Source organism: Streptomyces sp. NBC_01077, assembly GCF_045162855.1.
In the GTDB taxonomy this organism is placed as follows: Bacteria; Actinomycetota; Actinomycetes; order Streptomycetales; family Streptomycetaceae; genus Streptomyces.
In genome coordinates, this window is sequence record NZ_CP108669.1 from 4,594,725 (window position 1) to 4,618,852 (window position 24,128).

At 73.0% G+C, this 24,128-nt stretch carries 17 protein-coding genes and 1 tRNA gene; 5 read left to right on the plus strand and 13 right to left on the minus strand.

Translation table 11 applies throughout. From position 1 onward, the window contains the following. Positions 1 to 193 precede the first annotated feature (193 nt). Together OG462_RS20510 and OG462_RS20515 are read right to left on the minus strand one after the other, a co-directional pair. On the minus strand, positions 194 to 766 hold the full coding sequence (locus tag OG462_RS20510; protein ID WP_406059539.1) for a GNAT family N-acetyltransferase: 573 nt from the start codon (positions 764 to 766) through the stop codon (positions 194 to 196). Positions 767 to 846: 80 nt separating this feature from the next. Next, positions 847 to 1,773 (minus strand): NADP-dependent oxidoreductase, encoded by a 927-nt coding sequence (locus tag OG462_RS20515; RefSeq protein ID WP_406059541.1) that lies wholly within the window; start codon positions 1,771 to 1,773, stop codon positions 847 to 849. Between the two features lie 152 nt (positions 1,774 to 1,925). Between OG462_RS20515 and OG462_RS20520 the strand changes: the two genes are divergently transcribed. After that, complete coding sequence (locus OG462_RS20520) at positions 1,926 to 3,170, plus strand: LuxR C-terminal-related transcriptional regulator (RefSeq protein WP_406059542.1); 1,245 nt, start codon at positions 1,926 to 1,928, stop codon at positions 3,168 to 3,170. Between the two features lie 88 nt (positions 3,171 to 3,258). Continuing rightward, complete coding sequence (locus OG462_RS20525; protein WP_406059543.1) at positions 3,259 to 4,950, plus strand: bifunctional 3'-5' exonuclease/DNA polymerase; 1,692 nt, start codon at positions 3,259 to 3,261, stop codon at positions 4,948 to 4,950. 61 nt (positions 4,951 to 5,011) lie between these two features. On the opposite strand, the gene OG462_RS20530 is transcribed toward OG462_RS20525, so the two are convergent. Together OG462_RS20530 and OG462_RS20535 are read right to left on the minus strand one after the other, a co-directional pair. Then, on the minus strand, positions 5,012 to 6,298 hold the full coding sequence (locus OG462_RS20530) for a hypothetical protein (RefSeq protein ID WP_406059545.1): 1,287 nt from the start codon (positions 6,296 to 6,298) through the stop codon (positions 5,012 to 5,014). A 103-nt stretch (positions 6,299 to 6,401) separates the two neighbouring features. Then, positions 6,402 to 6,911, minus strand: coding sequence for a SigE family RNA polymerase sigma factor (locus tag OG462_RS20535; protein ID WP_406059546.1), 510 nt, complete (start codon positions 6,909 to 6,911; stop codon positions 6,402 to 6,404). A 152-nt stretch (positions 6,912 to 7,063) separates the two neighbouring features. On the opposite strand from OG462_RS20535, the gene OG462_RS20540 reads away from it, so the two are divergent. Together OG462_RS20540 and OG462_RS20545 are read left to right on the plus strand one after the other, a co-directional pair. Next, positions 7,064 to 7,444, plus strand: coding sequence for a DUF6479 family protein (locus OG462_RS20540; protein WP_406059548.1), 381 nt, complete (start codon positions 7,064 to 7,066; stop codon positions 7,442 to 7,444). 30 nt (positions 7,445 to 7,474) lie between these two features. Further along, entirely contained in the window at positions 7,475 to 8,398 is a 924-nt protein-coding gene (locus OG462_RS20545) for a sigma factor-like helix-turn-helix DNA-binding protein (protein ID WP_406059550.1), read from the plus strand. A gap of 80 nt (positions 8,399 to 8,478) precedes the next feature. Here OG462_RS20545 and OG462_RS20550 read toward each other — a convergent pair whose 3' ends face one another. From OG462_RS20550 to OG462_RS20565, 4 genes are all read right to left on the minus strand, one after another. Continuing rightward, on the minus strand, positions 8,479 to 9,102 hold the full coding sequence (locus OG462_RS20550; protein WP_406066627.1) for a pyridoxamine 5'-phosphate oxidase family protein: 624 nt from the start codon (positions 9,100 to 9,102) through the stop codon (positions 8,479 to 8,481). Between the two features lie 184 nt (positions 9,103 to 9,286). After that, positions 9,287 to 9,949 carry a response regulator gene (locus OG462_RS20555; RefSeq protein WP_406059551.1) on the minus strand — a complete coding sequence of 221 codons (663 nt, stop codon included), beginning with the start codon at positions 9,947 to 9,949 and terminating at the stop codon, positions 9,287 to 9,289. A 112-nt stretch (positions 9,950 to 10,061) separates the two neighbouring features. Beyond that, positions 10,062 to 11,246 carry a sensor histidine kinase gene (locus OG462_RS20560; protein ID WP_406059553.1) on the minus strand — a complete coding sequence of 395 codons (1,185 nt, stop codon included), beginning with the start codon at positions 11,244 to 11,246 and terminating at the stop codon, positions 10,062 to 10,064. Then, a complete protein-coding gene (locus OG462_RS20565) occupies positions 11,243 to 13,543 on the minus strand; it encodes an MMPL family transporter (protein WP_406059555.1) in 2,301 nt (766 codons plus the stop codon). Before OG462_RS20565 ends, OG462_RS20560 begins: the two co-directional genes overlap by 4 nt. 285 nt (positions 13,544 to 13,828) lie before the next feature. Between OG462_RS20565 and OG462_RS20570 the strand changes: the two genes are divergently transcribed. Further along, complete coding sequence (locus tag OG462_RS20570; protein ID WP_406059557.1) at positions 13,829 to 14,269, plus strand: VOC family protein; 441 nt, start codon at positions 13,829 to 13,831, stop codon at positions 14,267 to 14,269. 60 nt (positions 14,270 to 14,329) lie between these two features. Here OG462_RS20570 and OG462_RS20575 read toward each other — a convergent pair. The 5 genes from OG462_RS20575 to topA all read right to left on the minus strand — a co-directional run bounded on the left by OG462_RS20575 (position 14,330) and on the right by topA (position 24,080). Further along, positions 14,330 to 14,403 (minus strand) — tRNA-Thr (locus tag OG462_RS20575). Positions 14,404 to 14,488: 85 nt separating this feature from the next. Next, a complete protein-coding gene (locus tag OG462_RS20580; RefSeq protein ID WP_406059559.1) occupies positions 14,489 to 16,057 on the minus strand; it encodes an alpha/beta hydrolase in 1,569 nt (522 codons plus the stop codon). A 149-nt stretch (positions 16,058 to 16,206) separates the two neighbouring features. Then, positions 16,207 to 17,409: a DNA polymerase III subunit delta' gene (locus tag OG462_RS20585; RefSeq protein WP_406059561.1), complete on the minus strand. Its 1,203-nt coding sequence runs from the start codon at positions 17,407 to 17,409 to the stop codon at positions 16,207 to 16,209. A 180-nt stretch (positions 17,410 to 17,589) separates the two neighbouring features. Further along, on the minus strand, positions 17,590 to 21,078 hold the full coding sequence (gene tmk / locus OG462_RS20590; protein ID WP_406059563.1) for a dTMP kinase: 3,489 nt from the start codon (positions 21,076 to 21,078) through the stop codon (positions 17,590 to 17,592). A 161-nt stretch (positions 21,079 to 21,239) separates the two neighbouring features. Continuing rightward, positions 21,240 to 24,080: a type I DNA topoisomerase gene (topA, locus tag OG462_RS20595; RefSeq protein WP_406059565.1), complete on the minus strand. Its 2,841-nt coding sequence runs from the start codon at positions 24,078 to 24,080 to the stop codon at positions 21,240 to 21,242. Positions 24,081 to 24,128: the final 48 nt, after the last annotated feature.

Below are 24,128 nucleotides of genomic sequence, written 5' to 3' on the forward strand. Positions count from 1 at the left end.
GACGGACGGGGCGGTGACCGGGGTCGGAGCCGGGTCACCGCCCCGTCCACCGGCGTATCCCCGTCCACCCGTGTCCCCGTCCACCGGTGTCCCCGTCCACCGGTGTCGCCACCCGGCCGCGGCTGCGAACCCGGCCGAGTCCTCCTGACCCCGCCTGCCCCGCCTGCCCCCACCTGCCCCCGCCTGCCCCCGCCTACGCGGACGCGGCCTTCGCGGCCTTCGCGGCCCTCCACTCCGGTGCCAGGACCGACCAGATCTCCTCGTCGTGGCGCCTGCCCCGGTACGGGTAACTCTCCCTCAGAACGCCGTCCTTGCTCATGCCGAGGCGGCGGGCCACCGCGATGCTCGGCTCGTTGTCGGAGGACACCACCCACTCCACCCGGTGGATCCCGCGCACCTCGATCGCCCAGTCCACGAGCGTCCACGCCGCCCGGGTCACCAGGCCCTTGCCGACGCCCGCCGGCTCCAGCCAGCAGCCCGCCTCGGCCGTGCCGTCCCCGGTGTCCAGCTTCCGGAGGATCACCGCGCCGACGAGGGTGCCGTCGGACCAGATGCCGTGGATGCGGCCCGAGTCGGCGGCCACCTTCTCCGCGTACGCCCGGAGGAAGGCCCGGCTGGACTCCAGGTCGGTGACGACGTCGGGGAGCCCGTTGCGCGCGCCGATGAACTCGCGTCCGCGGTCCATGTGCGCGAGGAACTCGTCGGCCTGCCACGGTTCGAGCGGGCGCAGCTCCGCGCCGTCGTCTCCCAGGGGTATCGCGTACATCGTCGTCGTCGCCTTCCAGGTCGGGGCCCGCACTCGCGGCGGAGGGATCTTCTCACCCGCCCTCCACCGCGCACCGGGACTTACGGGACCAGGACCAGCTTCCCCCGCACGTGGCCCGACTCGCTCAGTTCCTGGGCGCGTGCCGCCTCCTTCAGGGGGAGCGTGTCGGCGAGCCGGACCGCGAGGGTCCCGGCCGCCGCCCCGCGCGCGTGGGCGGTGAGCCCGGCCCGTACGGCGTCGGGGTCGCCCACGACCCCCGAGAACACGATCCCGTACTGTTCCGCGTCCACGTCCGCGATCGTCACGATCCGCTCCTTCGCCGCCTCGCCTCCGCCGAGGAGCTCGATCGCGACCGGCAGCACTCCGTGGCCGGCCGCGTCGAAGACCGCGTCGACGCCGTCGGGGGCGGCGGCCCGGACCCGGTCGGCCAGCCCCTCCCCGTACACCACCGGGACCGCGCCGAGTTCGCGCAGGTACGCGTGGTTGGACTCGGACGCGCTGCCGATCACCGTGACCCCGGCGGCGACGGCGAGCTGGACGCCCACCGAGCCGACGACCCCCGCCGCACCGTGCAGGAAGAGCGTCTCGCCCGCTCGTACGCCGAGCAGGTCGAGCACACGCTGAGCCGTCTCGCCGGCCACGGGGAGGCTCGCGGCGGCCTCCCAGGAGAGCCCGGCGGGCTTGGGGGCGACGATGCCGGCGATGGCGTACTCGGCGTAGGCGCCGGTCTCCGTCCAGCCGAGGACCTCGTCGCCGACCGTCAGATCGGTGACGCCCTCGCCGAGCTTGTCGACGGTGCCGGCGAACTCCAGGCCGGGGACGGCCGGGAAGGTCGTCGGGTAGAACTCCTCGACCCAGCCGTAACGGCGCTTCCAGTCCACCGGGTTGACCCCGACGGCCGCCACCTTGACGCGGACCTCGCCGGGGCCCGGCTCCGGTACGGCGACGCCGGTCGCGTGGCGCAACACCTCGGGCCCGCCGAACTCCTCGTACACGATCGCTTCCATCTCAGCCTCCACCACTGCCCGTTCGGTCCTGTCGCTCTTCGACGTGATCAAGACTGCGCCTCCGGGCACCCGCACTCCGCCCTCCCAACGGCCAGTCCCACCTGGCCGAAAGACCGGCCGCGCACGGCACTTCCCCGCGTACGCTCCTTCGCATGGACGCGCTCACGCTGACCACCGCGTACGAGATCATCCGGCAGCCGCTCGGGGAGATCCTCCCCAAGGTCTCGGCCGCCCTCGCCCCGCTCGTCCCGCACGTGGACGCGGCCGAACTCTCCACCCACTGCGCCCACTCCCCCTTCAAGACCCTCGGCGGTACGGAGCTGCTCACCGCCTCCGAACTGGCGCCGCTCCTCGCGGCCGGCGTGCCCGGGAGCCCCTGGCAGGGCGCGGCGACGATCGGCGGCCGGGAACGCCCGGTGGTCGCCGTCACCAGCCACGCGACCCGGCGCGGTGCGCTGCTCGTGCTCGTACGGGAGGACGCCGCCGCCCCGGCGGGCGGGGCCGAACTCGCCGTGGCGCAGGCCCTGTGGGACCTGGTGTCCGGCCACTTCGACCGGTTCGCGACGGAGGCCCTGCCGGGGGCCCTCGCCCGGTCGCGGGCGGCGGCCGACACCCGGGCGCGGGTGATCGCGGAGCTGACGGCCACGCACTCGGCGGCCCTCTCCGGGGTCCTCGGGGTGCTGCGCAGCCGGGCCCTGGACGACACGACGGCTCGGACGACCGCGACCGATCTGGCCGCGTCGGCGCTGATCGAGATGCGGGCGGCCCAGCGGCGGGACCGGGCGCTCGCGGAGGAGCCGGTCCAGGACGCCTTCGAGCGGCTCGCCGCCGAACTCCGGCCGATGCTGCGGCACAGCCAGGTCCGGCTCGACCTGGGCGCCCCGGACTCGGACCGCTCGCTCGCGGCGGACGTGGCGCACAGCGCACGGGCGATCCTCCGCTCCCTGCTCCTGATCGTGCTCGAACAGGACTCGGTACGCCGGATCCATGTCGGCTGGCAGCTGACCGAGCACGAGCTGCGGGCCTCCGTACGGGACGACGGCGCGGGCGCGCTCGCCCCCTGCGACCTGGGCGCGGGCACGATCAAGGACCGGCTCGACGTGCTCGGCGGGCGGCTCGACATGGACGCGGTCCCGGGCTGGGGAACGACGATCACGGCGGTGATCCCGCTGGCGGCGCCTGCCGCGCCGGTCGAGGCGGCGCACCCCCTGACCGGGCTGGGCGAGCGGGAGGTGGAGGTCCTGCGGCACCTGGCCCTCGGCCACCGCAACCGGCGGATCGCGGAGGAGCTGCACATCAGCGAGTCGACGGTGAAGTTCCATGTCGCGAACATCCTGAACAAGCTGGACGTCGACTCCCGGGGCGAGGCGGCGGCCCTGTTCCACGCGGCGGCGTAGCGCCTGCCGCCCTCGCCGTGAAGGGGTCGCGCCGCGCCCCCGCGCGGCCTTCCGGGCACTGTCAGTGCCGGGTGCCAGACTCGCACCCATGACCGAGCGGTGGGCACTGGCGGCCGAGGCGGAGGGGGACGGAGCACTGCTCGTACCCCTCGGCCCGGACGGGCTGCCCGCCGGGGAGGTGCGGCGCGAGGCGGACCTGGTGGCGGCCGTGCGGGCCAGACCCGAGGTCGCCCGCTGGGTGTGGAGGTCGACGGCCGAGGTGTATCCCCGGCTGCTCGCCGCGGGGGTCCGGGTCGAGCGGTGCTACGACGTGGAGGACGCCGAGCAACTGCTCCTGGGCCACGAGGGGCGGCTCGGCGAGCCCCGCTCCGCGGCGGCGGCCTGGGCGCGCCTGCGGAACGCTCCGGTGCCGCCCGATCCGCCGCAGCGCGGCGCCGAGCCCGGTTCGCAGGACTCGCTCTTCGAGCCGCGCCCCGTCGTCTCCGTCCCCTTCGACGGCCTCCTCGCGGTCTACGCGGAGCAGCTGCGCCGCCACGACCGGGCGGAGCATCCGGGCAGGATGCGGCTGCTCACGGCTGCCGAGTCGGCGGGCATGCTGGTGGCCGCCGAGATGCACCGGGCGGGGCTGCCCTGGCGGGCGGACGTACACCGGGACCTGCTGAACGAACTGCTCGGCGAGCGGTACGCGGGCGGGGGCGAGCCGCGCCGCCTCGCGGAGCTCGCGGACGAGGTGTCCGCGGCCTTCGGCCGCCGGGTCCGGCCGGATCTGCCGGCCGATGTGGTGAAGGCCTTCGCACAGGCCGGGGTGCGGCTGAAGTCCACCCGCCGCTGGGAGCTGGCGGAGCTCGACCATCCGGCGGTGGAGCCTCTGATCGCGTACAAGAAGCTGTACCGGATCTGGACGGCGCACGGCTGGTCGTGGCTCCAGGACTGGGTGCGGGACGGCCGTTTCCGACCGGAGTACCTGCCCGGTGGCACGGTCAGCGGGCGCTGGACGACGAACGGCGGCGGGGCCCTGCAGATCCCGAAGGTGATCCGCAGGGCGGTGGTCGCGGACGAGGGCTGGCGTCTGGTGGTGGCCGACGCCGACCAGATGGAGCCGCGCGTGCTCGCCGCGATCTCCCGGGACCCGGGCCTGATGGAGGTCGCGGGGCACCCCGACGACCTCTACACCCGGCTCTCGGACCGGGCCTTCTCGGGCGACCGCGACCACGCCAAGATCGCGCTCCTGGGCGCGATCTACGGGCAGACCAGCGGCGACGGCCTGAAGAACCTGGCGGCGCTGCGGCGCCGCTTCCCGCGCGCGGTCGCCTATGTCGACGAGGCGGCGAAGATGGGCGAGGAGGGCCGGCTCGTACGGACCTGGCTGGGCCGGACCAGCCCGCGGGCGGTGGGAGCGGGCGGGGACGAGGAGGCCGGCCTGCCGCAGGAGGGCGGCGAACCGGCGGTGGAGGAAGGGGAGTTCACCCCCGGGTACGCCTCCGGGAACGCGCGGGCGCGAGGCCGGTTCACCCGTAACTTCGTGGTGCAGGGCAGCGCGGCCGACTGGGCGCTTCTGATGCTGGCGGCGCTGCGCCGCGCGCTCTCCGGGATGCGGGCGGAGCTGGTGTTCTTTCAGCACGACGAGGTGATCGTGCACTGCCCGACGGAGGAGGCGGAGGCGGTCACGGCGGCGATCCGGGCGGCCGGGGACGAGGCGGGCCGGATCGCGTTCGGGGAGACGCCGGTGCGTTTCCCGTTCACGGTCGCCACGGTCGAGCGGTACGCGGACGCGAAGTAGCCGCGGGGGAAAGGCCGATGGACCCCGCACGCGCATGCGGGGCCCACCACCTGTCCCGCCGCTACTTCAGCGGCAGCTTCTGCCACTTCGGGCTCAGCGCGATCGACTTCAGCTGCTTCATCGTCAGCGCGGGCTCGGCGCGGGTGGCCGCCTCGTGCTGGGTGCCGGCGTTGAAGGCGGACACGACGACACGGAAGCCCTCGGGCGTGATGGTGTCGGCCGTCCACCAGACGACGCCCTCGCCACCCTTCTCGCCCGGCTGCTGGGTGAGCTTGACCCTGCGGCCGTCGGGGAGCGTGGTGACGTCTCCACTGCCGAAGATCGTGTCGGCCACGTCCGCCATGTTCGGCTGGACGTTGATCTCGACGAGGCTCTTCCCCTTGCCGTCGTCGACGACCACGTAGGCGTACCCGGACTGCCCGCCCTTGTTGACGACCGTGAGGCCCTTGGGCACGAGCGAGCTCAGGGTGTTCATCACGTCGGTGGCGCTCGGCTCGGCCGGCGGCTGGGCCGCGCCCTCGCCGCCGGACATGTCCACGTTCTCGGGCAGCTGCGCGGTCAGCGGGCGCCAGTCGTCGGTCGTGACCAGGGCCTTGAGCTGGGCGGGGGTGAAGGGCGGGTTCTCGCGGCTGATGGGGGCGCCCTTCTCGGCGGCGGCGTTGTACTCGCTCGCGTCGATCAGGAAGCCGTCCCGGGTGAGCAGGACCGCCCGCCAGGCCTTGGTCTCCTCGCGCTTGTCGGGGTACTCGTACCCCTGGAGGATCATGAGCCGGGAGCCGTTCGGCAGGTTCTGGGTGGTGCAGTCGTCGTAGGGGATGGCGACCTTGTCCGGGCAGGCCACCTGGTCCTCGCCCGCCTCGCCGGTGCCGGCGCGGTAGAGGCCGACGGAGACGCCCGCCCTGCCGTTCCCGTCGTCGAAGACGCCGGTGACCGACTGGCCGACGCCGTCGAGGCCGTCGATCTCCCAGGTCCCCGCCGGGGTGTTGTTCTTGAGGACGGCGGCGATGTCCTTGACCGGGATCTTCGCGATGCCCGGCAGCTGCTTCCCGGGGACGGGGTCGGTGGTGGCGCGGGGCTTCGGGGGCGCCGCCACGGAGGTGGTCGTCGCGGCCCCGCTCGGCGACAGCAGCGAGCCGCCGTACACACCGCCGACACCGACGGCGGCGAGCGCGAGGACACCGCCCGTCATCGCGAGGCGGCGGCGGACCAGGCGGCGCTTGCCGCGCTGGAGCCCACCCTCGGCCAGCTCGCGCCGGTCGTCGGCGGCGAAGCCGTCGCCGGTGCGGCGCAGGATCGCGCCGAGCTCGTCCTCGAATCCCTCGTGCTGGGGGCTTTCGTTCTGGGGCATGTCGAATTCACCGTCTCCGGTCAGTGGATGAGGCAAGCGTGGATGAGGGAAGCGTGAAGGGGAGAAGCGTGAAAGAAGCAGTTCCGCGGTCAGCGGGCGGCGGTCAGCGCGCGGCGAACTCGGCGATGCTGCCGCCCAGCTGTTCGCGCAGCTTCGCGAGCGCACGTACGGAACGGGTGCGTACCGCCGCGGAGCTGACGTGCAGGGCGTCGGCGGTCTCCTCGATGCTGCGGTCCTCCCAGTACCGCAGCACCACGACCGCCCGGTCCTTGGGTGCGAGCCCGGCCAGCGCGTCGAGCAGCGCGATCCGGAGCGCCGGGTCCTCGCCGTTGTCGGGAGCGCGGTCGGGGAGTTCTCCGAAGGGGCGCTCGGTGGCCGAGCGGCGCCTCTGGTGGCTGAGGAACGTGCGGACGAGCACGGTCTGGGCGTACGCGGCGGGGTTCCCGATCCGGGCCATGCGCCCCCAGAGGGCGTACATCCGGCCGAGTGTCTCCTGGGTGAGGTCCTCGGCGAGATGAGTGTCGCCGCTGGTCAGCAGGCATGCCGAGCGGAACAGATGGCCCGTGCGTGCGGCGGCGAACTCCAGGAACTCGTCCGCGCGGGACTTTCTCATGCCCCTCCTTTCCCTCGCGGTCACGTGGTGCGGTCGCCGTACACCTCATTGACGCGGCGGGGAGGGGCAAATGTTTCAGCGAATCTTCCAGGAATCTTCAGGTGTCTTCGCCGAGCGCGTCCAAAAGGGTGAAAAAGGGGTAATCCTGGAGTATGAACACTCTCAGCGCAGCCCAGACCATGGCCGCGGGAGTCTGGCAGTCAGGCCTCGGACAGGTGCTCGGCGGGCTCGTCATCGTCGCCGTACTGATCGCAGCGGTCTGGCTGGGTTTCCGCGTCCGCGACCGCGAACCCGCGGCGCCCAAGGCGGACGAACAGCCTCACCGGCCGGAGGACGGCAGCCTGCCGGGCGAGATGTCCGAGTACCGCAGGCCGACCGAGATGCCGCAGACGGACGGCGAGCACCGGCTCATGCCGTACCAGCTCAAGGACGGCTCGGAGGCGTCGCCCGACCCGCCGACCGAGGAGAAGCGCAAGTGGGGCGGGATCTCCAGCGGCGGCTTCGGCAGCGGAGGCACGGGGCACGGCGACTGACCCCTTCCTGCCCGACGGAGGCCACGCCCCGTGGATGAGACCGTGGACGAGACCGTGGACGAGACCCTGGATGAGAACGCCGCCCCCGCAGCCCTCTTCGAGGGGCGACGACCACACCTGCGGGCGGTCGCGTACCGCCTCCTCGGCTCCTTCGAGGAGGCGGACGAGGCGGTGGAGGACGTACGGAGGACCGGGCGGGCCCGGGACGCCCGCATCGCCCCGGGCCCGGTCCCGACCACGGACGACCCCACCGCGGCCGTCGCCCGTGCCTGCCTGGCCCGGCTCCGTTCCCGCGAGACCCACCGCGAACACCCCTGGGACCCTTGGGCCTCGGGCGGGCCGCCCCACGCCGACGACCACGCCGACCACGCCGACCACGCCGAGGACGCCCGCGACCGCGCCGGCAACCCCGAGGAACCGCCCCTGCCCTCGGCCCTGGACGAGCTGACCCCACCGGAACGGCTCGCGTTCGTCCTGCACGACGAGTTCTCCGTCCCGTACGAGGAGATCGCCCCGATCGTGGAGCGCACCCCGGCCGCCACCCGCCAGCTCGCCGGCCGGGCCCGCTACCGGCTCCAGGAGGCCGAGGAGATGCCGGAGCCGGACCTGCCACGCCAGCGGGAGGTCGTCGCGGCCTTCCTGACGGCCGCGCGGAACGGCGACGCCGCCGCCCTGCACGACCTCCTCGACCCGGAGGTGGTGCTGCGGGCCGACGCCACGGCCGTGCGGACGGGGACTGCGGCCGCCCACGGCCCGGGAGCGGTCGCCGAAGTGATCGCCGACCGGGTGAGCACAGCCAGGAAGGCCCTGGTGGACGGGGCGGCAGGCCTGGCGTGGCCGTCCGAGGGCGACCCGCGGCTCGTGCTCGCCTTCACGGTCCTGGAGGGGCGGATCACTGCGATCGACGCCCTGTCGGACGAGGACCACCTGATCCGCCTGAAGCTCCAGCTCTGAAAGCGCTCAGAGCCCCTCGGCGCGAAAGCGCTCAGAGCCCCTCGACGCCCCCTCAACCCCCTCAGCGCTCCTCGGCGCTCTCACTCGCCGAGGACACGCCCCGCACGCGAGGCCACATGGGCGGGCGGCACGACATCGGCGGGCAGCACGGGGTCGGTGACCGGCTCGCCGAAGGTGGTCACCACGGGCAGCACCCCGGCCCACAGACCGAGCGCCGCGTCCTCGGAATCACCGTCGTCCGGCGGTCCGCCGCGGGTCTTCACGGAGGCCTCGGTCAGGTCGAGCGCGAGCAGAGCGGTCGCGGCCAGCTCCTTGCGGCTGGGCTGGCGTACGTACTCCCACTGCCCGGGCGAACTCTGCTCGGTCAGCGCCCGCAGGCCGCGCAGCTTCTCGTCCGGGTCGGTCACGACGCGCGGAACGCCGTAGACCATCGCGCAGCGGTAGTTCACCCCGTGCTCGAAGACGGAACGGGCGAGCACGAGCCCGTCGACATGGGTGACGGTGACGCAGACGGTGGTGTCGGGCGCCTGGACGAGACTGCGACTGGCGACGGACCCGTGCAGGTACAGCTGGTCGCCCTCGACCCCGTACGCGGTGGGCACCACCATCGTCGTCCCGTCGACGGAGACCCCGAGGTGACAGAGGAACCCGGCCGCGAGCACCGCGTCCAGATCGCCCCGCCGATGGCTCCCCTTCTCCCGCATCCGCCGCAACCGGGTCCGCTCGGTGACGACCAACTCGTCGTGCCCGCCGTCCCTACCGCTGCCACTCACGCTGCCCCCAGGTTCCTCGACCGACGTAGAAGATCTTCCGGAGTTGTACGACCTCCGGCCCCGCCCCCGCCACCCCCGCCCGCCTGTCGAAACGGCGTGGCCCGGCGAGGAAGGGTCACCGGCCGCGCTGCTCCGGGCGTACCAGCAGGCCTCGTTCGAGGGCCACGACCACCGCATGGGTGCGGTCGCTGACGTCGAGCTTGGCGAAGACGCGCAGGAGGTGCGTCTTCACCGTCGCCTCCGCGATCACGAGGCGCTTGCCGATGTCGATGTTCGAGAGGCCGTCGGCCACCGCGTTCAGGACGTCCAGTTCCCGCGCGGTCAGGGTCACTTGGGCCGGCCGCCGCATCCGTGCCACCAGGCGCTCCGCGACCCTCGGCGCGAGCACGGTCTCGCCGCGGGCGGCCGAGCGGATGGCGTCGACCAGCTGCTCGCGGGTCGTGTCCTTGAGGAGGTAGCCGATGGCACCGGCCTCGACCGCCCGCTCGATCTCCTCGTCGGTGTCGTACGTGGTGAGGATCAGCACGCGGGTCGCGGCCGGGCCGGCGACGATCTCCGCGGTGGCGGCGACGCCGTCCAGGACGGGCATCCGCAGATCGACGAGGGCGACGTCGGGGTCGAGGGACTCGACGAGTCCGACCGCCTCCCGGCCGTCGGAGGCCTCTCCGACGATGTCGATGGCGGGCTCCCCGGCGAGCAGGGCGACGACGCCGGCCCGCATGACCGTGTGGTCGTCCACCACGATGACGCGGATGCGTCGGCCCACCGCGTCCTCCATCGGGTCCTCCCTCCCGCCTTCTCTCACGTCCCCCCTCCCGCCTGCCCTCACGTCCCCCCTCCCGCCTGCCCTCACGTCCTCCATCGGGCCCTCCCCCGCGTCTTCCATGTCGTCACTCCTGACCGTTCGTGGGAAGGGCGGCGAGGACGCGGGTGCCGTCCCCGGGGGAACTGGTGACCGTGAGCTCTCCGCCCAGCTCGGCAACGCGTTTGCGCATGCCGTCGAGGCCGAAGCCGTGGGACTCCTCGACCACGAACCCGCGTCCGTCGTCGGTGATCTCGAGTTCGACGCGGTCCGCGTGCCGGTCGAGAAACACGCTCACGGTCGACGCGCCCGCGTGCTTCCGTACGTTGGCCAGCGATTCCTGCGTGCAGCGCAGCAGCGCGATCCTGGTCTGCTGGTCGCAGAGGACCTCCGGCAGCTCGGCGAGGACGGTGAGCCCGGTGTCCTCGGCGAACCGGTCAAGGGTCCTGCGCAGCGTCGCGGCGACCGATCCGGGGGTGAGGCCGCTCTGCGGCGCGGAACCGACGAGCACCCGTGCCTCGGCGAAGTTCTCGCGTGCGGTCTGCTCGATCGAGAGCAACTGCCGTGCGGTCCTGTCCGGTTCGGTGTCGAGCGTGGACCGGGCGGCCTCGGCCAGCACGATGATGGAGGCGAAGCCCTGGGCGAGGGTGTCGTGGATCTCCCGCGCGAGCCGCTCGCGTTCCTCCACGGCCCCCTGCCGGCGATGCGCCTCGGCGAGCTGCGACTGCGTGCGCTCCAGCTCCGTGCTCAGCCGCAGCGCCCGCGCCTCGGACTCCTCCATGCTCCGGTGCACCAGCGTTCCGATCAGTATCCCGGCCGCGTAGCCGATGACCGTGAAGACCCCGTTGCCCGTGACGAACTCGCCGGACTCCGCCTGCCATTCGGTGCTGCCTGCGAAGGTCCCGGCCGCCGCCGCGCCGCTCAGGACCGTGGCCGCCCGCGGGCTCGCGGCAAGGATCCAGAACTGCGGCAGCGACACGATGAACAGGGCCGCGCCGCCGCCCGGGAGCCAGGCCATCGCGCCGACGGCCGCGGCGAGCACCCACAGATAGGGGGTCGGCCGGACCACGGGGTTCCCGGGCAGGCAGCGCACGGTCGCGTACCCGAGACCGATCACGACCAGCAGCGCCAGGGCGATGTACCGCTGCGGGGCCGGGTCGTTCAGCCCGCCGATGACCGACGGCGCCAGACCGAGGAAGACCCACACGAGGGCGTACCACCGGTGGAGGGTCGGCGGCCACGACCTGCTGTCCGCTGGGGGCCGTTGATTCATGTGGTCAGCGTACTTTTCGGGGTGGTCCGGCCGGCTTCCCGGAGCGGTCCGGCCTCGGAAGCCGTACGCCGCCGAGCGCGGCCCACGCCACGCGACGGCCACCAGTTCGCCTCGCCGAGCAGCAGCATCAGCGAGGGCAGGATCAGGATCCGGATGACGAAGGCGTCGAGCAGCACGGCCACGGCCAGGCTGAAGCCGATCTGCTTCATCTCGATCAGGTGCAGCGCGGCGAAGCTGGCGAACACCGTCACCATCACGACGGCGGCGCTGGTCACCACGCCCGCCGAGCTGCCGATGCCGTCGAGTACGGCCCTGCGGGTCGGCACTCCGCTCAGCGCGGCCTCCCTGATGCGGCTGATCACGAACACCTGGTAGTCCATCGACAGGCCGAAGAGAATCACGAACAGGAACAGCGGCACCCGCGAACCGATCGAACCCGTGGACTCGAAGACCAGCAGTCCCTCGGCCCAACTCCCCTGGAAGACCACCACCAGGACACCGAGCGAGGCACCCGCCGAGAGCAGGTTCAGCACCACACCGACCAGACCCAGCACCACGGAACGGAAGGCCCACACCGTCATGGCGAAGGTCACGAGCAGCAGGGCCCCGATGATCAGCGGCAGCTTCTGCTTCTGGTGCTCGGGATAGTCGGCGTAGCGGGCGACATCACCGGTCACCGCGGTCTCGGCGCCGGGCACCCCGCCGACCGTGGCCGGCACGTACTCCTCGCGGAGCTGCCGGAGGGACGACTGCGCCGCCTCCGTGCTCACATGGTGCGGCACCGACAGCTCCAGCATGCTGATCCGGCCGTCGGGAGAGGTCCGCAGCACGGCCGTACCGCCGAGCCGGGGGTCGTCCTTCACGTTCCGGGCCAGCTCGCGCAGCGCGCCGGCCACCTCGTCCGCGCGGCCGGCATCGGCCCGTACGACGACCTGGTGCATGGCTTTCAGCTCCGGGAAGGCGGCGTTCAGCCGGTCGTACGTCTGCATGGCGCCGATGGCGCGGGAGTGCGTCTCGCGGCCCATGTCGGTGAGCCTGAGGCCGAGGAGCGGAGCGGCCAGGGCGAGCATGGCGACCACCGAGACGATCAGCGTGGCGCCGGGATACCGGCTGACGGGCCGCAGCACGGCACGGGTGAACCGCCCTGCACCGGAGGCAGGGGTCGCCCGCCCGGCACCGAAGGACGACGCCTTGCGCGCGGGATTCACCTTCCGTGCGGAGTTCGCCTTCCGCGCGGGATTCACCTTCCGTGCGGAGTTCGCCTTCCGCGCCGCGCGGCGTTCCGCTCGCTCGCCGAGCTTGGCGAGGAGCGCGGGCAGCACGGTCAGCGAGCTGACCACGGCCACCAGGGTGACGACGATCGCGCCGGTGGCGATGGAGGAGAAGATGACGTCGTCCGCCAGGTACAGCGTCGCGCTGGAGACGGCGACGGCGAGACCGGAGAGGACGACGGCCCGCCCCGAGGTCGCGGCGGCCAGCTCCACGACGGCCTGCGGGGTGAGCCGGCCACCGGCCCTGGCCCGTTCCTCCCGCTCCCGCTTGAGGTAGAAGAGCGTGTAGTCGACGCCCACCGCGAGACCGATCAGCAGGATGACGTTCGTCCCGACCCCCGCGTCCGGGAAGACGTGCGATGCCAGCATCGACAGTCCGACGGCCCCGGCGATCGAGGAGAGCGCCAGGAGCATCGGCACCAGGGCCATCGACACGGAACGGAAGACGAACAGCAGGGTGATCAGCGTGACGGGCAGCGCGATCATCTCGGTACGGGCGAGATCGTCGCCGCGCAGCTTCTCGACGCCCTTGCCGATGGAGGGGCTGCCCACTTCCTCGACGCGCAGCCCGGGATGGGCCGCCTGCACCTCGGCGGTCTGCGCGAGCAGCGGGTCGACGTGCTTCTTGCCGTCGAGTTCGGCGCCCTCCATGGTCACGTCGACCCGGACCGCCGTGCCGTCGGCCGCGCGGACCGCCGGGGCGACGGACAGGACCTCGGGCAGGCTCCGCATCCGGTCGGCGATGTCCCGGGCGGCGGCGTCGGCCTCGGCCGCGTCGAGACGGCCCGTGCCGGGTGCGGCGGAGATCAGCACCCGCTCCAGCGGCCGCTGCCGCATCCCGCCCTCGGCGGCGAGCGCCTCGGCCCGGCCGGCCTCACCGATCCGGAAGTCCTCGGTGGTGGCGGGGTTGCCGCCGACGGCGATCCCCGCCCCCAGGCAGAGCGCGACGAACAGGAACCATCCGACGATCGCGCGCCATGGGTTCCCGGCGCTCCAACGGGCCATACGTACAGGGAGATTCGTCATGCCCCCCATGCTGTTCGCGCGCCCACCCCCACCGGCAGGCTCGACCGGTGGAACCTTCCGTCCACCGGTCGGTGGACACGACGGCTCGGGCTCTCCGCGACACCGCGCCCGCTCTTGTTCGCCGCTGTGATCGCCGCTGTGGGGGGCAAGGGCGTTCAGACGAGTTCGAGCGCGAGCGCGCCCGTGTTCGTGGTGGAAGCATGAATGTCGAGAACGTGCCGCCGGCTCCGTCCCAGGGACATCAGCGGCCACCACCGGCCGCACGAGGAAGAAGGAGAAACCGGCATGGCGATTCAGCGGATGGACAACGTCGGCATCGTCGTCGAGGACCTGGACGCCGCCATCGCGTTCTTCGTGGAACTCGGTATGGAACTGGAGGGCAGGGCGGAGGTCGAGGGCCCCGTCGCCGACCAGTGCACCGGACTCGACGGCGTCCGCTGCGACATCGCGATGGTCCGGACCCCGGACGGTCACAGCCGGCTCGAGCTGGCGAAGTACCGCAGCCCCGCGGCGATCAGCGCCGGGCCGCGCAACCGTCCGCACAACATTCTGGGCACGCACCGGGTCATGTTCGCCGTCGACGACATCGAGGACACCGTTGCCCGCCTGCGCCCTCACGGCGCCGAACTCGTCGGCGAGATCGCCCGGTTCGAGGACAGCTATCTGCTCTGCTACGTCCGCGGCCCGGAGGGCATCATCGTCGGACTGGCCGAGCAACTGCAATGAGACCGCGTCCAGGCATGAAAAAGCCCCAGGTCACGGCGAGTGAGTCCTGGGGCTGATCCGAGCCGCCTTCGGGATTCGAACCCGAGACCTACGCATTACGAGTGCGTTGCTCTGGCCAGCTGAGCTAAGGCGGCACGCCGTCCGAACCCATGGTGGGTGCAGCAGCGACGCCAAGTCTACACAGTTTCGCGGGGTGCTCCGACCACCCCCGGAGAGGGCCTATGAGCAGCGCTTTCCCTCCGCCGGAGGGGTGCCTTCCAGGAGGTAGGTGTTGATCGTCGTGTCGACGCAGTCGCTGCCCCGGCCGTACGCCGTGTGGCCGTCGCCCTCGTAGGTGAGGAGGGTGCCGGAGGAGAGCTGGCCGGCCAGGGACTGGGCCCACTTGTACGGGGTGGCCGGGTCGCGGGTGGTGCCGACGACCAGGATCGGGGCGGCGCCCTCGGCGGTGATGCGGTGGGGGCCGCCGGTGGGCGGCGTCGGCCAGGAGGTGCAGTTGAGGGCTGCCCAGGCGAGGCCCCTGCCGAAGATCGGGGAGGCCTTCTCGAAGGACGGGACGGCCTTCTCGGCGTCGGCGGGGTCCGTGTAGGCGGGCGGCAGGTCCAGGCAGTTCACGGCCGCGTTGGCGAACATCAGGTTGGCGTACGTGCCGTCCGCCTCGCGCTCGTAGTAGCTGTCGGCCAGGGCGAGCAGGCCCGAGCCCTCGCCGCCGATCGCCCCGGTGAGGGCCTCGCGCAGCTGGGGCCAGGCGCCCTCGTCGTACATCGCGGCGATCACGCCGGTGGTGGCGAGGGACTCGCCGAGCGCCCGGCTCTCGCCGGTGGGCACGGGCTCGGCGTCCACGTCGCGGAAGAACTTCTTCAGCGCCGCGCCGGCCGCCGGAACCGACTCGGTGCCGAGGGGGCAGTCCGGCTTGCTCACACAGTCCGCGGCGAAGGCCCGGAACGCGGTCTCGAAGCCGCCGGTCTGGTCACGGTTGAGATCGATCGCCGGCAGCGCGGGGTCCATCGCCCCGTCGAGGACGAGGCGGCCGACCCGGCCCGGGAACAGCTCGGCGTACGTGGCGCCGAGGAACGTGCCGTACGAAGCCCCCACGTAGCTGAGCTTCTCGTCGCCGAGCACCGCCCTCAGGATGTCCATGTCACGGGCCGTCTCGACCGTGGAGACGTGCGGCAGGATCGTCCCCGACTTCTTCGCGCAGCCGGCCGAGAACTCCTTGAAGGCCGCGCTCAGCGCGTTGACCTCCGCGCTGTCGTCGGGCGTCTGGTCGACCTGCGTGAACGTGTCCATCTGGGGACCCGTCAGGCACTCGACCGGCTCGCTGCGCTCGACTCCGCGCGGGTCGACGGCCACCATGTCGTAGCGGGCGCGGACGGGTGCGGGGTAGCCGACGCCCGCGTACCCCTCGAGGTAGCCGACGGCGGAGCCGCCGGGGCCGCCCGGGTTGACCAGGAGCGAACCGAGCCGCTTGCCGGGGCCGGTCGCCCGGGCACGCGAGACGGCCAGGTCGATCTGCTCCCCGCCCGGCTTCGCGTAGTCCAGCGGCGCGCGCAGGGTGGCGCACTGGAAGCTCGTGACGCCGCAGTCACGCCATGTCAGCTTCTGGGAGTAGTACGTCTTCAGGGCCTCGGGCGAGGCGGCGGCCGCGGCCGCCGGGGCCGAATGGGCCGACGGGGCGGCCGATGGCGTGCGGGACGCCGCCGCGTCGCTTCCGCCCGAGCAGCCGGAGAGGATCAGCCCGGCGGCCGCCAGGGCCGTGGCGGACGTACGGAGCAAACGCCTGGAGTCCATTCCCGGAGCGTATCCGGAGCGGTACGCACCGTGTCCAATCGGATGTCGCGGACATCCTTCCCAGTCCCGAACCCAGTCCCGAAACCCAGACCGAGCCCGAACCCAGTCCCGGACCTAGCCCGAACCCAGTCCCGAACCCAGTCCCGGACCTAGCCCCGGAGCGCCATCGTCATCGCCTCCACCGCGAGCAGCGGAGCCACGTTCCGGTCGAGGGCCTCGCGGCAGGCCAGGACCGCCTCGATACGCCGGAGGGTGCGCTCCGGCGTGGTGTCGCGGGCGATCCGCTCCAGCGCGTCCCGCACGTCCGTGTTGGCGAGGGCGCTGCGCGAACGCAGCTGGAGCGCCAGGACATCGCGGTAGAAGCCCGTCAGGTCGGTGAGCGCGAGGTCCAGGCTGTCGCGCTGCGTACGCGTTCTCCGCCGCTTCTGCCGCTCCTCCAGCTCCTTCATCGCCCCGGCCGTGCCGCGTGGCATCCGCCCGCCCTGCGCCGCGCCGAGCGCCGCCTTCAGGTCCTCGGTCTCCTTGACGTCGACCTCCTCCGCGACCTGCTTCGCGTCCTCGGCGGCCGCGTCCACCAGCTCCTGGGCGGCCTTGAGGCAGCCGCCGACGTCCTCGACCCGCAGCGGCAGCTTGAGGACGACGGACCGGCGCGCGCGGGCCCGCTCGTCGGTGGCGAGCCGCCGGGCCCGGTCGATGTGCCCCTGGGTGGCGCGGGCGGCGGTGTGTGCCGCCTCGGGGTCGATGCCGTCACGCCGCACGAGCACGTCGGCGACGGCCTCCACGGACGGGGTGCGCAGGGACAGGTGCCGGCAGCGGGAGCGGATCGTGGGCAGCACGTCTTCGAGGGAGGGGGCGCAGAGCAGCCAGACCGTGCGCGGGGCGGGCTCCTCGACGGCCTTCAGGAGGACGTTGCCCGCGCCCTCGGTGAGCCGGTCGGCGTCCTCCAGGACGATGACCTGCCAGCGGCCGCCCGCCGGTGAGAGCTGGGCGCGGCGGACGAGGGAGCGGGTCTCCTTCACACCGATGGAGAGCAGGTCCGTACGGACGATCTCCACGTCTGCGTGGGTGCCGACGAGGGTCGTGTGGCAGCCGTCGCAGAAGCCGCAGCCCGGCGCGCCGCCCAGGGCGCGGTCGGGGCTCACGCACTGCAGCGCGGCGGCGAACGCCCGCGCCGCGGTCGCCCGCCCGGACCCCGGCGGGCCGGTGAACAGCCAGGCGTGGGTCATCTTCGAGCCCTCGGGGTCGGGGCCTCCGGCGGCATGGGCGGTCACGAGCGCGTCGGCGTCCCGCGCGGCCGCGGCGAGCTGCTCCTCGACCTTCGCCTGTCCGACCAGGTCGTCCCATACGGCCATGTCTGCCCCTCCTCAGGTACGCCCTCCATTGTGGGGCAGTCCTCTGACAACCCCCGCCGGGCGGAGAGAGGGCCGCACGCCGGATGCCGGATGCCGACCGGATGCCGACCGGATCAGGCCTCGGCGCGGGGAGCCGAGGGTCAGCGGCGGTGCCGGGGGGTCAGCGGCGGTGCCGGGGGGTCAGCGGCGGCGCCGGGGGCCCTCGTCCTCGTCGTCGTGCGGGCCGAACAGTTCGTCCGCGAGCGTCGGCAGATCGTCGAGCGGGGTCTCCTCCGCCCAGTCGGAGCGGCGGCGGGGCCGGCCGTTCTCGTCGAGCTGAGGCAGCTCACGGGTCCGGTCGTTCGCGCCCTGCGGCTGCTGCCGAGCGGGCCGCGCGTCCCGGAAGATGCCCTGCGGCACCCGGTCGGCCGGGTCGGACGCCGAGGTGTCCCGTACGGGAGGCAGCACGGCGGTCGCCTCGGTGTCCTTCTCGGTCCGGGTGCGCTTCTCCGTCCCGGTGGCCTGTACGGCGGGCAGGACGGCCGTCTCGTCGGCGCCGCGTGTCTCACGGACCTGGGGCAGGACGGTGGTCTCCGCCTCCGGCTTCGTGATCTTCACGATCGGCGTGGCGACGGTGATCTCGTCGGGCGAAACGGTCGGAGCGTCCGGCTTCCGGTCCTGTCGCGGATCCGTCGGCGCGGCCGCCGTCCGCGGGTCGGCCGTCACCCCCGCGTCCGGCTTCACGATCGGCGTCGGCTGGGTGACCTCGTTCGCCGAGAGTTCGACCGCCGCGGCCGTCTCCCGAGCGGCCTCGGCCTCTGCCGCGGCCTTCGCCTCGGCGGCCGCCCTGGCCTCGGCCGCCGCCTTCCTCTCGGCCGCCGCCCGCTCCCGGGCGACCTTCGCCGCCTCGGCCCGCTGGGCCGCGGCCAGTTCCGCGGCAGCCCGCTCGGCCGCCGCCCGCTCCGCCGCCGCCTTGGCGGCCGCCTCGGCCGCGATCTTCTCGGCGGCGGCCTTCGCCGCGGCCTCCTCCGCCGCCTTCGCGGCAGCCGCGGCCTCGGCCATCCGGCGGGCCTCCTCGGCGCGGAGCAGGGCCTCTTCCGCCTTGCGCTGCTTCTCCAGGCGGCGTTCCTCCGCCTCGGCCCGCAGCCGGGCCTCTTCCTCGGCCTCCTTGCGGAGTCGTTCCTGCTCCTCCAGGCGGGCCTTCTCCTCGGCCGCGAGCCGCCTGCGCTCCTCCTCGGCGGCGGCTTCGGCGGCGATCCGGGCCTCCTCGGCCTTGCGCCGGGCCTCCTCCGCCTGCCGTTCGGCCTCCAGGCGGCGCGCCTCTTCCTCCTCGCGCCGCTTGCGCTCCTCCTCCTCGGCACGGAGCTTGGCGAGCTGCTCCTGGCGCTCGCGCTCCAGGCGCTCCTCCTCGGCCTTGCGGGCGGCCTCCTCCTCGGCGCGGCGGCGCGCGTCCTCCTCGGCCTTCCGGCGGGCCTCCTCGACGGCCTTCACCTCGGCCTCGGAGAGCGGCAGCATCCGGTCGAGCCGGTGGCGTACGACGGTGGTGACGGCCTCGGGCTCCTGGCCGGCGTCGACGACGAGGTAGCGGCTGGGGTCGGCGGCGGCGAGGGCGAGGAATCCGGCCCGTACGCGCGCGTGGAACTCCGGCGGCTCGGACTCCAGGCGGTCGGGCGCCTCGGTGAACCGTTCCCGCGCGGTCGCCGGGGAGACGTCGAGGACCACGGTCAGGTGCGGGACGAGCCCGTCGGTCGCCCAGCGCGAGATACGGGCGATCTCGGTCGGGGACAGGTCACGGCCCGCGCCCTGGTAGGCGACGGACGAGTCGATGTACCGGTCGGAGAGGACGATGGCGCCCCGCTCCAGGGCGGGCCGGACCAGGGAGTCGACGTGTTCGGCACGGTCGGCCGCGTACAGCAGGGCCTCGGCGCGGTTCGAGAGCCCCGCCGACGACACGTCGAGGAGGATCGAGCGGAGGCGCTTGCCGATGGGGGTGGCGCCGGGTTCGCGGGTGACGACGACCTCGTGGCCCTTGGCCCGGATCCACTCGGCGAGTGCCTGGACCTGGGTGGACTTGCCGGCTCCGTCGCCGCCCTCCAGCGCGATGAAGAAGCCGGTCGGGGAGGGCGCCTGCACGGGGTCGGAGCCGCGCAGCGCGTCGCGCAGGTCGCGGCGGAGCGGGACGCCCGCCCGGTCGTCGGTCTTCGCGAGGACGAGCGCGGCGACCGGCAGCAGCAGGGCGCCGATGAGGGCGAGCGTGAAGGCGGCGCCGCCGTGCGCGAAGACGAAGTCGCCGGAGGCGAGGCGGTGCGGTCCGATCGCGGCGGCGAGCAGCGGCGCGGCGAGCGCGCCGATCGCCATGCCGACGCGGGCGGTGGCCTGGAGGTGTTCGGTGGTCCGGGCCCTGCGGGGCTCCTCGGTCTCCTGGTCGACGAGGGTGTGGCCGGTGTTCGCGGCGACTCCCGCCGCGTATCCGGCGAGGGCGGCGAGGAACAGCACGGTCGCCGTGTCCGGTACCAGGCCCATCGCGATCAGCGCGACCCCGGTGACGGCGGTCACGAGTGCGAGCAGCCGACGGCGGGACAGGACGGGCAGGACGGAGCGGGCGGTCCGGATGCCGACGGCGGTGCCACCGCTGAGCGCGAGGATCAGCAGCGCGTACGTGACGGGGCCGCCGCCCAGGTCGTACGCGTGGAGTACGGCGACGGACGCGGCCGCGGCGATGGCCCCGGCGATGGTGGCGCAGGTCAGGACGAGCAGCGACAGGGCTCCCGTGCGGCCCTTCTCTGCGCTTCCCACGGCGCCCTTCTCGGTGCTTCCAGCGGCGCCCTTCTCTGCGCTTGCCGCGCCGCTCTTCTCGGCAGCCGGCCGGCGCAGGCCCTCCAGGGGCGAGCGAGGCCGCGGCGTCTCCCCGCCGGGCAGCGCCATCGCGTACAGCACGGTGACGGAGGCGGCGAAGAGGCCGGCGGCGACGTACGAGCCGAGGGCGGCCTGGTGCAGCGAGAACCAGTCGATCCCGGTGCCGAGCAGATCGCCGATCAGTGTGGCGACGAGCAGCACGGCGGCCGCGGCCGGGACGGCGAGGAAGCCGGTGCGCTGGGAGAGCCGGCGCAGCGCGCCGAGGTGGTCGGGCAGCGGCCGTACGGCCCCGCCCTCGATCGGCGGGGCGGGCAGCAGCGCGGGCGCGGCGCCCTCGCGGCAGATCGTCCAGAGCCGCTCGGCCGCACCGGTGACGAAGACGGTGCCGAGCAGGTACCAGAGGGCGCTGTCGGGGGTCCAGTCGATCCACAGCGGTGCGATGACGAGCAGCGCGATCCGGATGCCGTCGGCGCCGATCATGGTCCAGCGCCGGTCGAGCGCGCCTCCGGGACCGGTGAGCGCGGTCAGCGGGCCGAGGAGGACGGCCCCGAAGAGGACCGAGGCGAGCAGGCGGGCGCCGACGACGGCGGCCACGGCGAACGCGGCACCCCGGTAGCCGCCTCCGAACGCGCCCTCGGACACGGCCGCCTGGAGGCCGAGGAGGACGAGGACGAGCAGGGCGAGCGCGTCGCCGGTACTGCCGACGAGTTGAGCGCTCCACAACCTGCGCAGCGGCTGATGGCGCAGGAGAGCGCGTACGGCACGCTCCCTGGAATCCGCGACGAGTGCGGCGTCGGAATCGCCGAGGCGGTCTGGCTGCTCTGCTCGCGTCATCCGTCCACCCTATCCGGACGGCCTTGCTCCCCGCGGCCTCCGCCCGAACATCCGGACGAGCCTGTGACAGGACGAACGGGAGAACGAACGGTGGGGGTGGAGGCACCTGCCTCCACCCCCACCGTTCTCGTTCTCGGAAGGACTGCTCCTTCTCGGAAGAACTACTCCGGCTTCGCCGCCGCCGTCTTCTTCGCGGCGGTCGTCTTCTTGGCCGTCGTCGTCTTCTTCGCGGCCGTCTTCTTGGCGGTCGTGGTCTTCTTCGCCGCCGTCTTCGTGGCCGTCTTCTTCGCGGTGGTGGCCTTCTTGGCCGGGGCCTTCTTGGCGGTCTTCTTCGCCGGTCCCTTGGCCCGCTTCTCCGCGAGGAGCTCGTAACCGCGCTCCGGCGTGATCGTCTCCACGCTGTCGTCGGTCCGCAGGGTGGCGTTGGTCTCGCCGTCCGTCACGTACGGGCCGAAGCGCCCGTCCTTGACGACCACGGGCTTCTCGCTGACCGGGTCGGTGCCCAGCTCCTTCAGCGGCGGCTTGGCCGCGGCCCGGCCCCGCTGCTTCGGCTGGGCGTAGATCGCGAGCGCCTCGTCGAGGGTGATCGTGAAGAGCTGCTCCTCCTCGGTGAGCGACCGCGAGTCCGTGCCCTTCTTCAGGTACGGGCCGTAGCGGCCGTTCTGCGCGGTGATCTCGACGCCCTCGGCGTCCGCGCCGACGACCCTGGGCAGGGACATCAGCCGGAGCGCGTCCTCCAGGGTGACGGTGTCGAGGCTCATCGACTTGAAGAGGGAGGCCGTGCGCGGCTTCACCGCGTTCTTGCCGGTCTTCGGGGTGCCCTCGGGCAGGATCTCCGTGACGTACGGGCCGTAGCGGCCGTCCTTCGCGACGATCTGGTTGCCGCTGACCGGGTCGGCGCCCAGCTCGAAGTCGCCGCTCGGCTTGGCGAGCAGTTCCTCGGCGAGCTCGACGGTCAGCTCGTCGGGTGCGAGCTCCTCGGGGACGTCGGCGCGCTGGTGGCCCTCGGCCTCCTTCTCGCCGCGCTCGACGTACGGGCCGTAGCGGCCGACGCGGAGCACGATGTCGTTGCCGACGGGGAAGGAGGAGATCTCCCGCGCGTCGATGGCGCCGAGGTCGGTGACGAGCTCCTTGAGACCGCCGAGGTGGTCGCCGTCGCCGTTGCCGGCGTCCGCCGCACCGCCGGAGGCGGCCGTACCGCCTTCGCCGGCCCCGAAGTAGAAACGCTTCAGCCACGGCACGGACTGGGCCTCACCGCGCGCGATGCGGTCGAGGTCGTCCTCCATCCGGGCGGTGAAGTCGTAGTCGACGAGCCGCCCGAAGTGCTTCTCCAGGAGGTTGACGACGGCGAAGCTCAGGAAGGACGGCACGAGGGCCGTGCCCTTCTTGAAGACGTAGCCGCGGTCGAGGATCGTGCCGATGATCGACGCGTACGTCGACGGGCGGCCGATCTCGCGCTCTTCCAGCTCCTTGACCAGCGAGGCCTCGGTGTAACGGGCCGGCGGCTTGGTCGCGTGGCCGTCCACCGTGATCTCGTCGGCGGTCAGCGCGTCGCCCTGGGCGACCTGCGGCAGGCGCCGCTCGCGGTCGTCGAGCTCCGCGTTCGGGTCGTCGGCGCCTTCGACGTACGCCTTCATGAAGCCGTGGAAGGTGATGGTCTTGCCGGACGCGCTGAACTCGGCGTCCCGGCCGTCGGAGGCCCGGCCGCCGATCTTCACGGTGACCGAGTTTCCGGTCGCGTCCTTCATCTGGGAGGCGACGGTCCGCTTCCAGATCAGCTCGTACAGCCGGAACTGGTCGCCGGTCAGGCCGGTCTCCGCCGGGGTGCGGAAACGATCACCCGAAGGGCGAATCGCCTCGTGCGCCTCCTGCGCGTTCTTGACCTTGCCCGCGTAGACGCGCGGCTTCTCCGGCAGGTAGTCGGCGCCGTACAGCTGCGTGACCTGCGCCCGCGCCGCCGAGACGGCGGTGTCGGAGAGGATCGTGGAGTCCGTACGCATGTAGGTGATGAAGCCGTTCTCGTACAGCTTCTGCGCCACCTGCATGGTCGCCTTCGCACCGAAGCCCAGCTTGCGGCTCGCCTCCTGCTGGAGGGTGGTGGTCCGGAAGGGGGCGTACGGGGAGCGGCGGTACGGCTTCGACTCGACCGAGCGCACCGCGAACGCGGTGTCGGCGAGCGCGGCGGCCAGGGCGCGGGCGTTCGTCTCGTCCAGGTGGAGGACGCTCTCGCTCTTCAGACGGCCGTCGGCGCCGAAGTCACGACCCTGCGCGACCCGCTTGCCGTCGACCGCCGCGAGGCGCGCGACCAGCTGCGACGGGTCGGAGGCGTCGCCGGTGCGGCCGGTGGCGAAGGTGCCGGTGAGGTCCCAGTACTCGGCGGAGCGGAAGGCGATGCGCTCGCGCTCCCGCTCGACGACGAGGCGGGTGGCCACCGACTGGACGCGGCCCGCCGACAGCTTCGGCATGACCTTCTTCCACAGGACCGGCGAGACCTCGTAGCCGTACAGCCGGTCGAGGATACGGCGGGTCTCCTGGGCGTCGACCATGCGCTGGTTCAGCTCGCGCGGGTTGGCGACGGCCTCGCGGATCGCGTCCTTGGTGATCTCGTGGAAGACCATCCGGTGGACCGGGACCTTGGGCTTCAGGACTTCCTGGAGGTGCCACGCGATGGCCTCGCCCTCGCGGTCCTCATCGGTGGCGAGGAAGAGCTCGTCGGATTCGGCGAGGAGCTCCTTGAGCTTCCTGACCTGAGCCTTCTTGTCGGCATTGACGACATAGATGGGCTGGAAGTCGTGCTCGACGTCGACGCCGAGGCGGCGCACCTCGCCGGTGTACTTCTCGGGCACCTCGGCGGCGCCGCTGGGAAGGTCCCGGATGTGCCCGACGCTCGCCTCGACGACGTAGCCGGGGCCGAGGTAGCCCTTGATCGTCTTCGCCTTGGCAGGCGACTCGACGATGACGAGTCGGCGGCCGCCGTGTGCGGCTTCGCTGGTCGGGGACAACTTCGCTCTTCTCTCCGGATCGACACTCTCTGGCACGTACGGCGCTGG

Excerpts from the sequence above, each read along its gene's own strand:
- OG462_RS20510 (WP_406059539.1), bottom strand. The coding sequence starts at position 766 with ATGTACGCGATACCCCTGGGAGACGACGGCGCGGAGCTGCGCCCGCTC.
- OG462_RS20515 (WP_406059541.1), bottom strand. The coding sequence starts at position 1,773 with ATGGAAGCGATCGTGTACGAGGAGTTCGGCGGGCCCGAGGTGTTGCGC.
- OG462_RS20520 (WP_406059542.1), top strand. The coding sequence starts at position 1,926 with ATGGACGCGCTCACGCTGACCACCGCGTACGAGATCATCCGGCAGCCG.
- OG462_RS20525 (WP_406059543.1), top strand. The coding sequence starts at position 3,259 with ATGACCGAGCGGTGGGCACTGGCGGCCGAGGCGGAGGGGGACGGAGCA.
- OG462_RS20530 (WP_406059545.1), bottom strand. The coding sequence starts at position 6,298 with ATGCCCCAGAACGAAAGCCCCCAGCACGAGGGATTCGAGGACGAGCTC.
- OG462_RS20535 (WP_406059546.1), bottom strand. The coding sequence starts at position 6,911 with ATGAGAAAGTCCCGCGCGGACGAGTTCCTGGAGTTCGCCGCCGCACGC.
- OG462_RS20540 (WP_406059548.1), top strand. The coding sequence starts at position 7,064 with ATGAACACTCTCAGCGCAGCCCAGACCATGGCCGCGGGAGTCTGGCAG.
- OG462_RS20550 (WP_406066627.1), bottom strand. The coding sequence starts at position 9,102 with ATGCGGGAGAAGGGGAGCCATCGGCGGGGCGATCTGGACGCGGTGCTC.
- OG462_RS20555 (WP_406059551.1), bottom strand. The coding sequence starts at position 9,949 with ATGGAGGACGCGGTGGGCCGACGCATCCGCGTCATCGTGGTGGACGAC.
- OG462_RS20560 (WP_406059553.1), bottom strand. The coding sequence starts at position 11,246 with ATGAATCAACGGCCCCCAGCGGACAGCAGGTCGTGGCCGCCGACCCTC.
- OG462_RS20565 (WP_406059555.1), bottom strand. The coding sequence starts at position 13,543 with ATGACGAATCTCCCTGTACGTATGGCCCGTTGGAGCGCCGGGAACCCA.
- OG462_RS20570 (WP_406059557.1), top strand. The coding sequence starts at position 13,829 with ATGGCGATTCAGCGGATGGACAACGTCGGCATCGTCGTCGAGGACCTG.
- OG462_RS20580 (WP_406059559.1), bottom strand. The coding sequence starts at position 16,057 with ATGGACTCCAGGCGTTTGCTCCGTACGTCCGCCACGGCCCTGGCGGCC.
- OG462_RS20585 (WP_406059561.1), bottom strand. The coding sequence starts at position 17,409 with ATGGCCGTATGGGACGACCTGGTCGGACAGGCGAAGGTCGAGGAGCAG.
- tmk (WP_406059563.1), bottom strand. The coding sequence starts at position 21,078 with ATGACGCGAGCAGAGCAGCCAGACCGCCTCGGCGATTCCGACGCCGCA.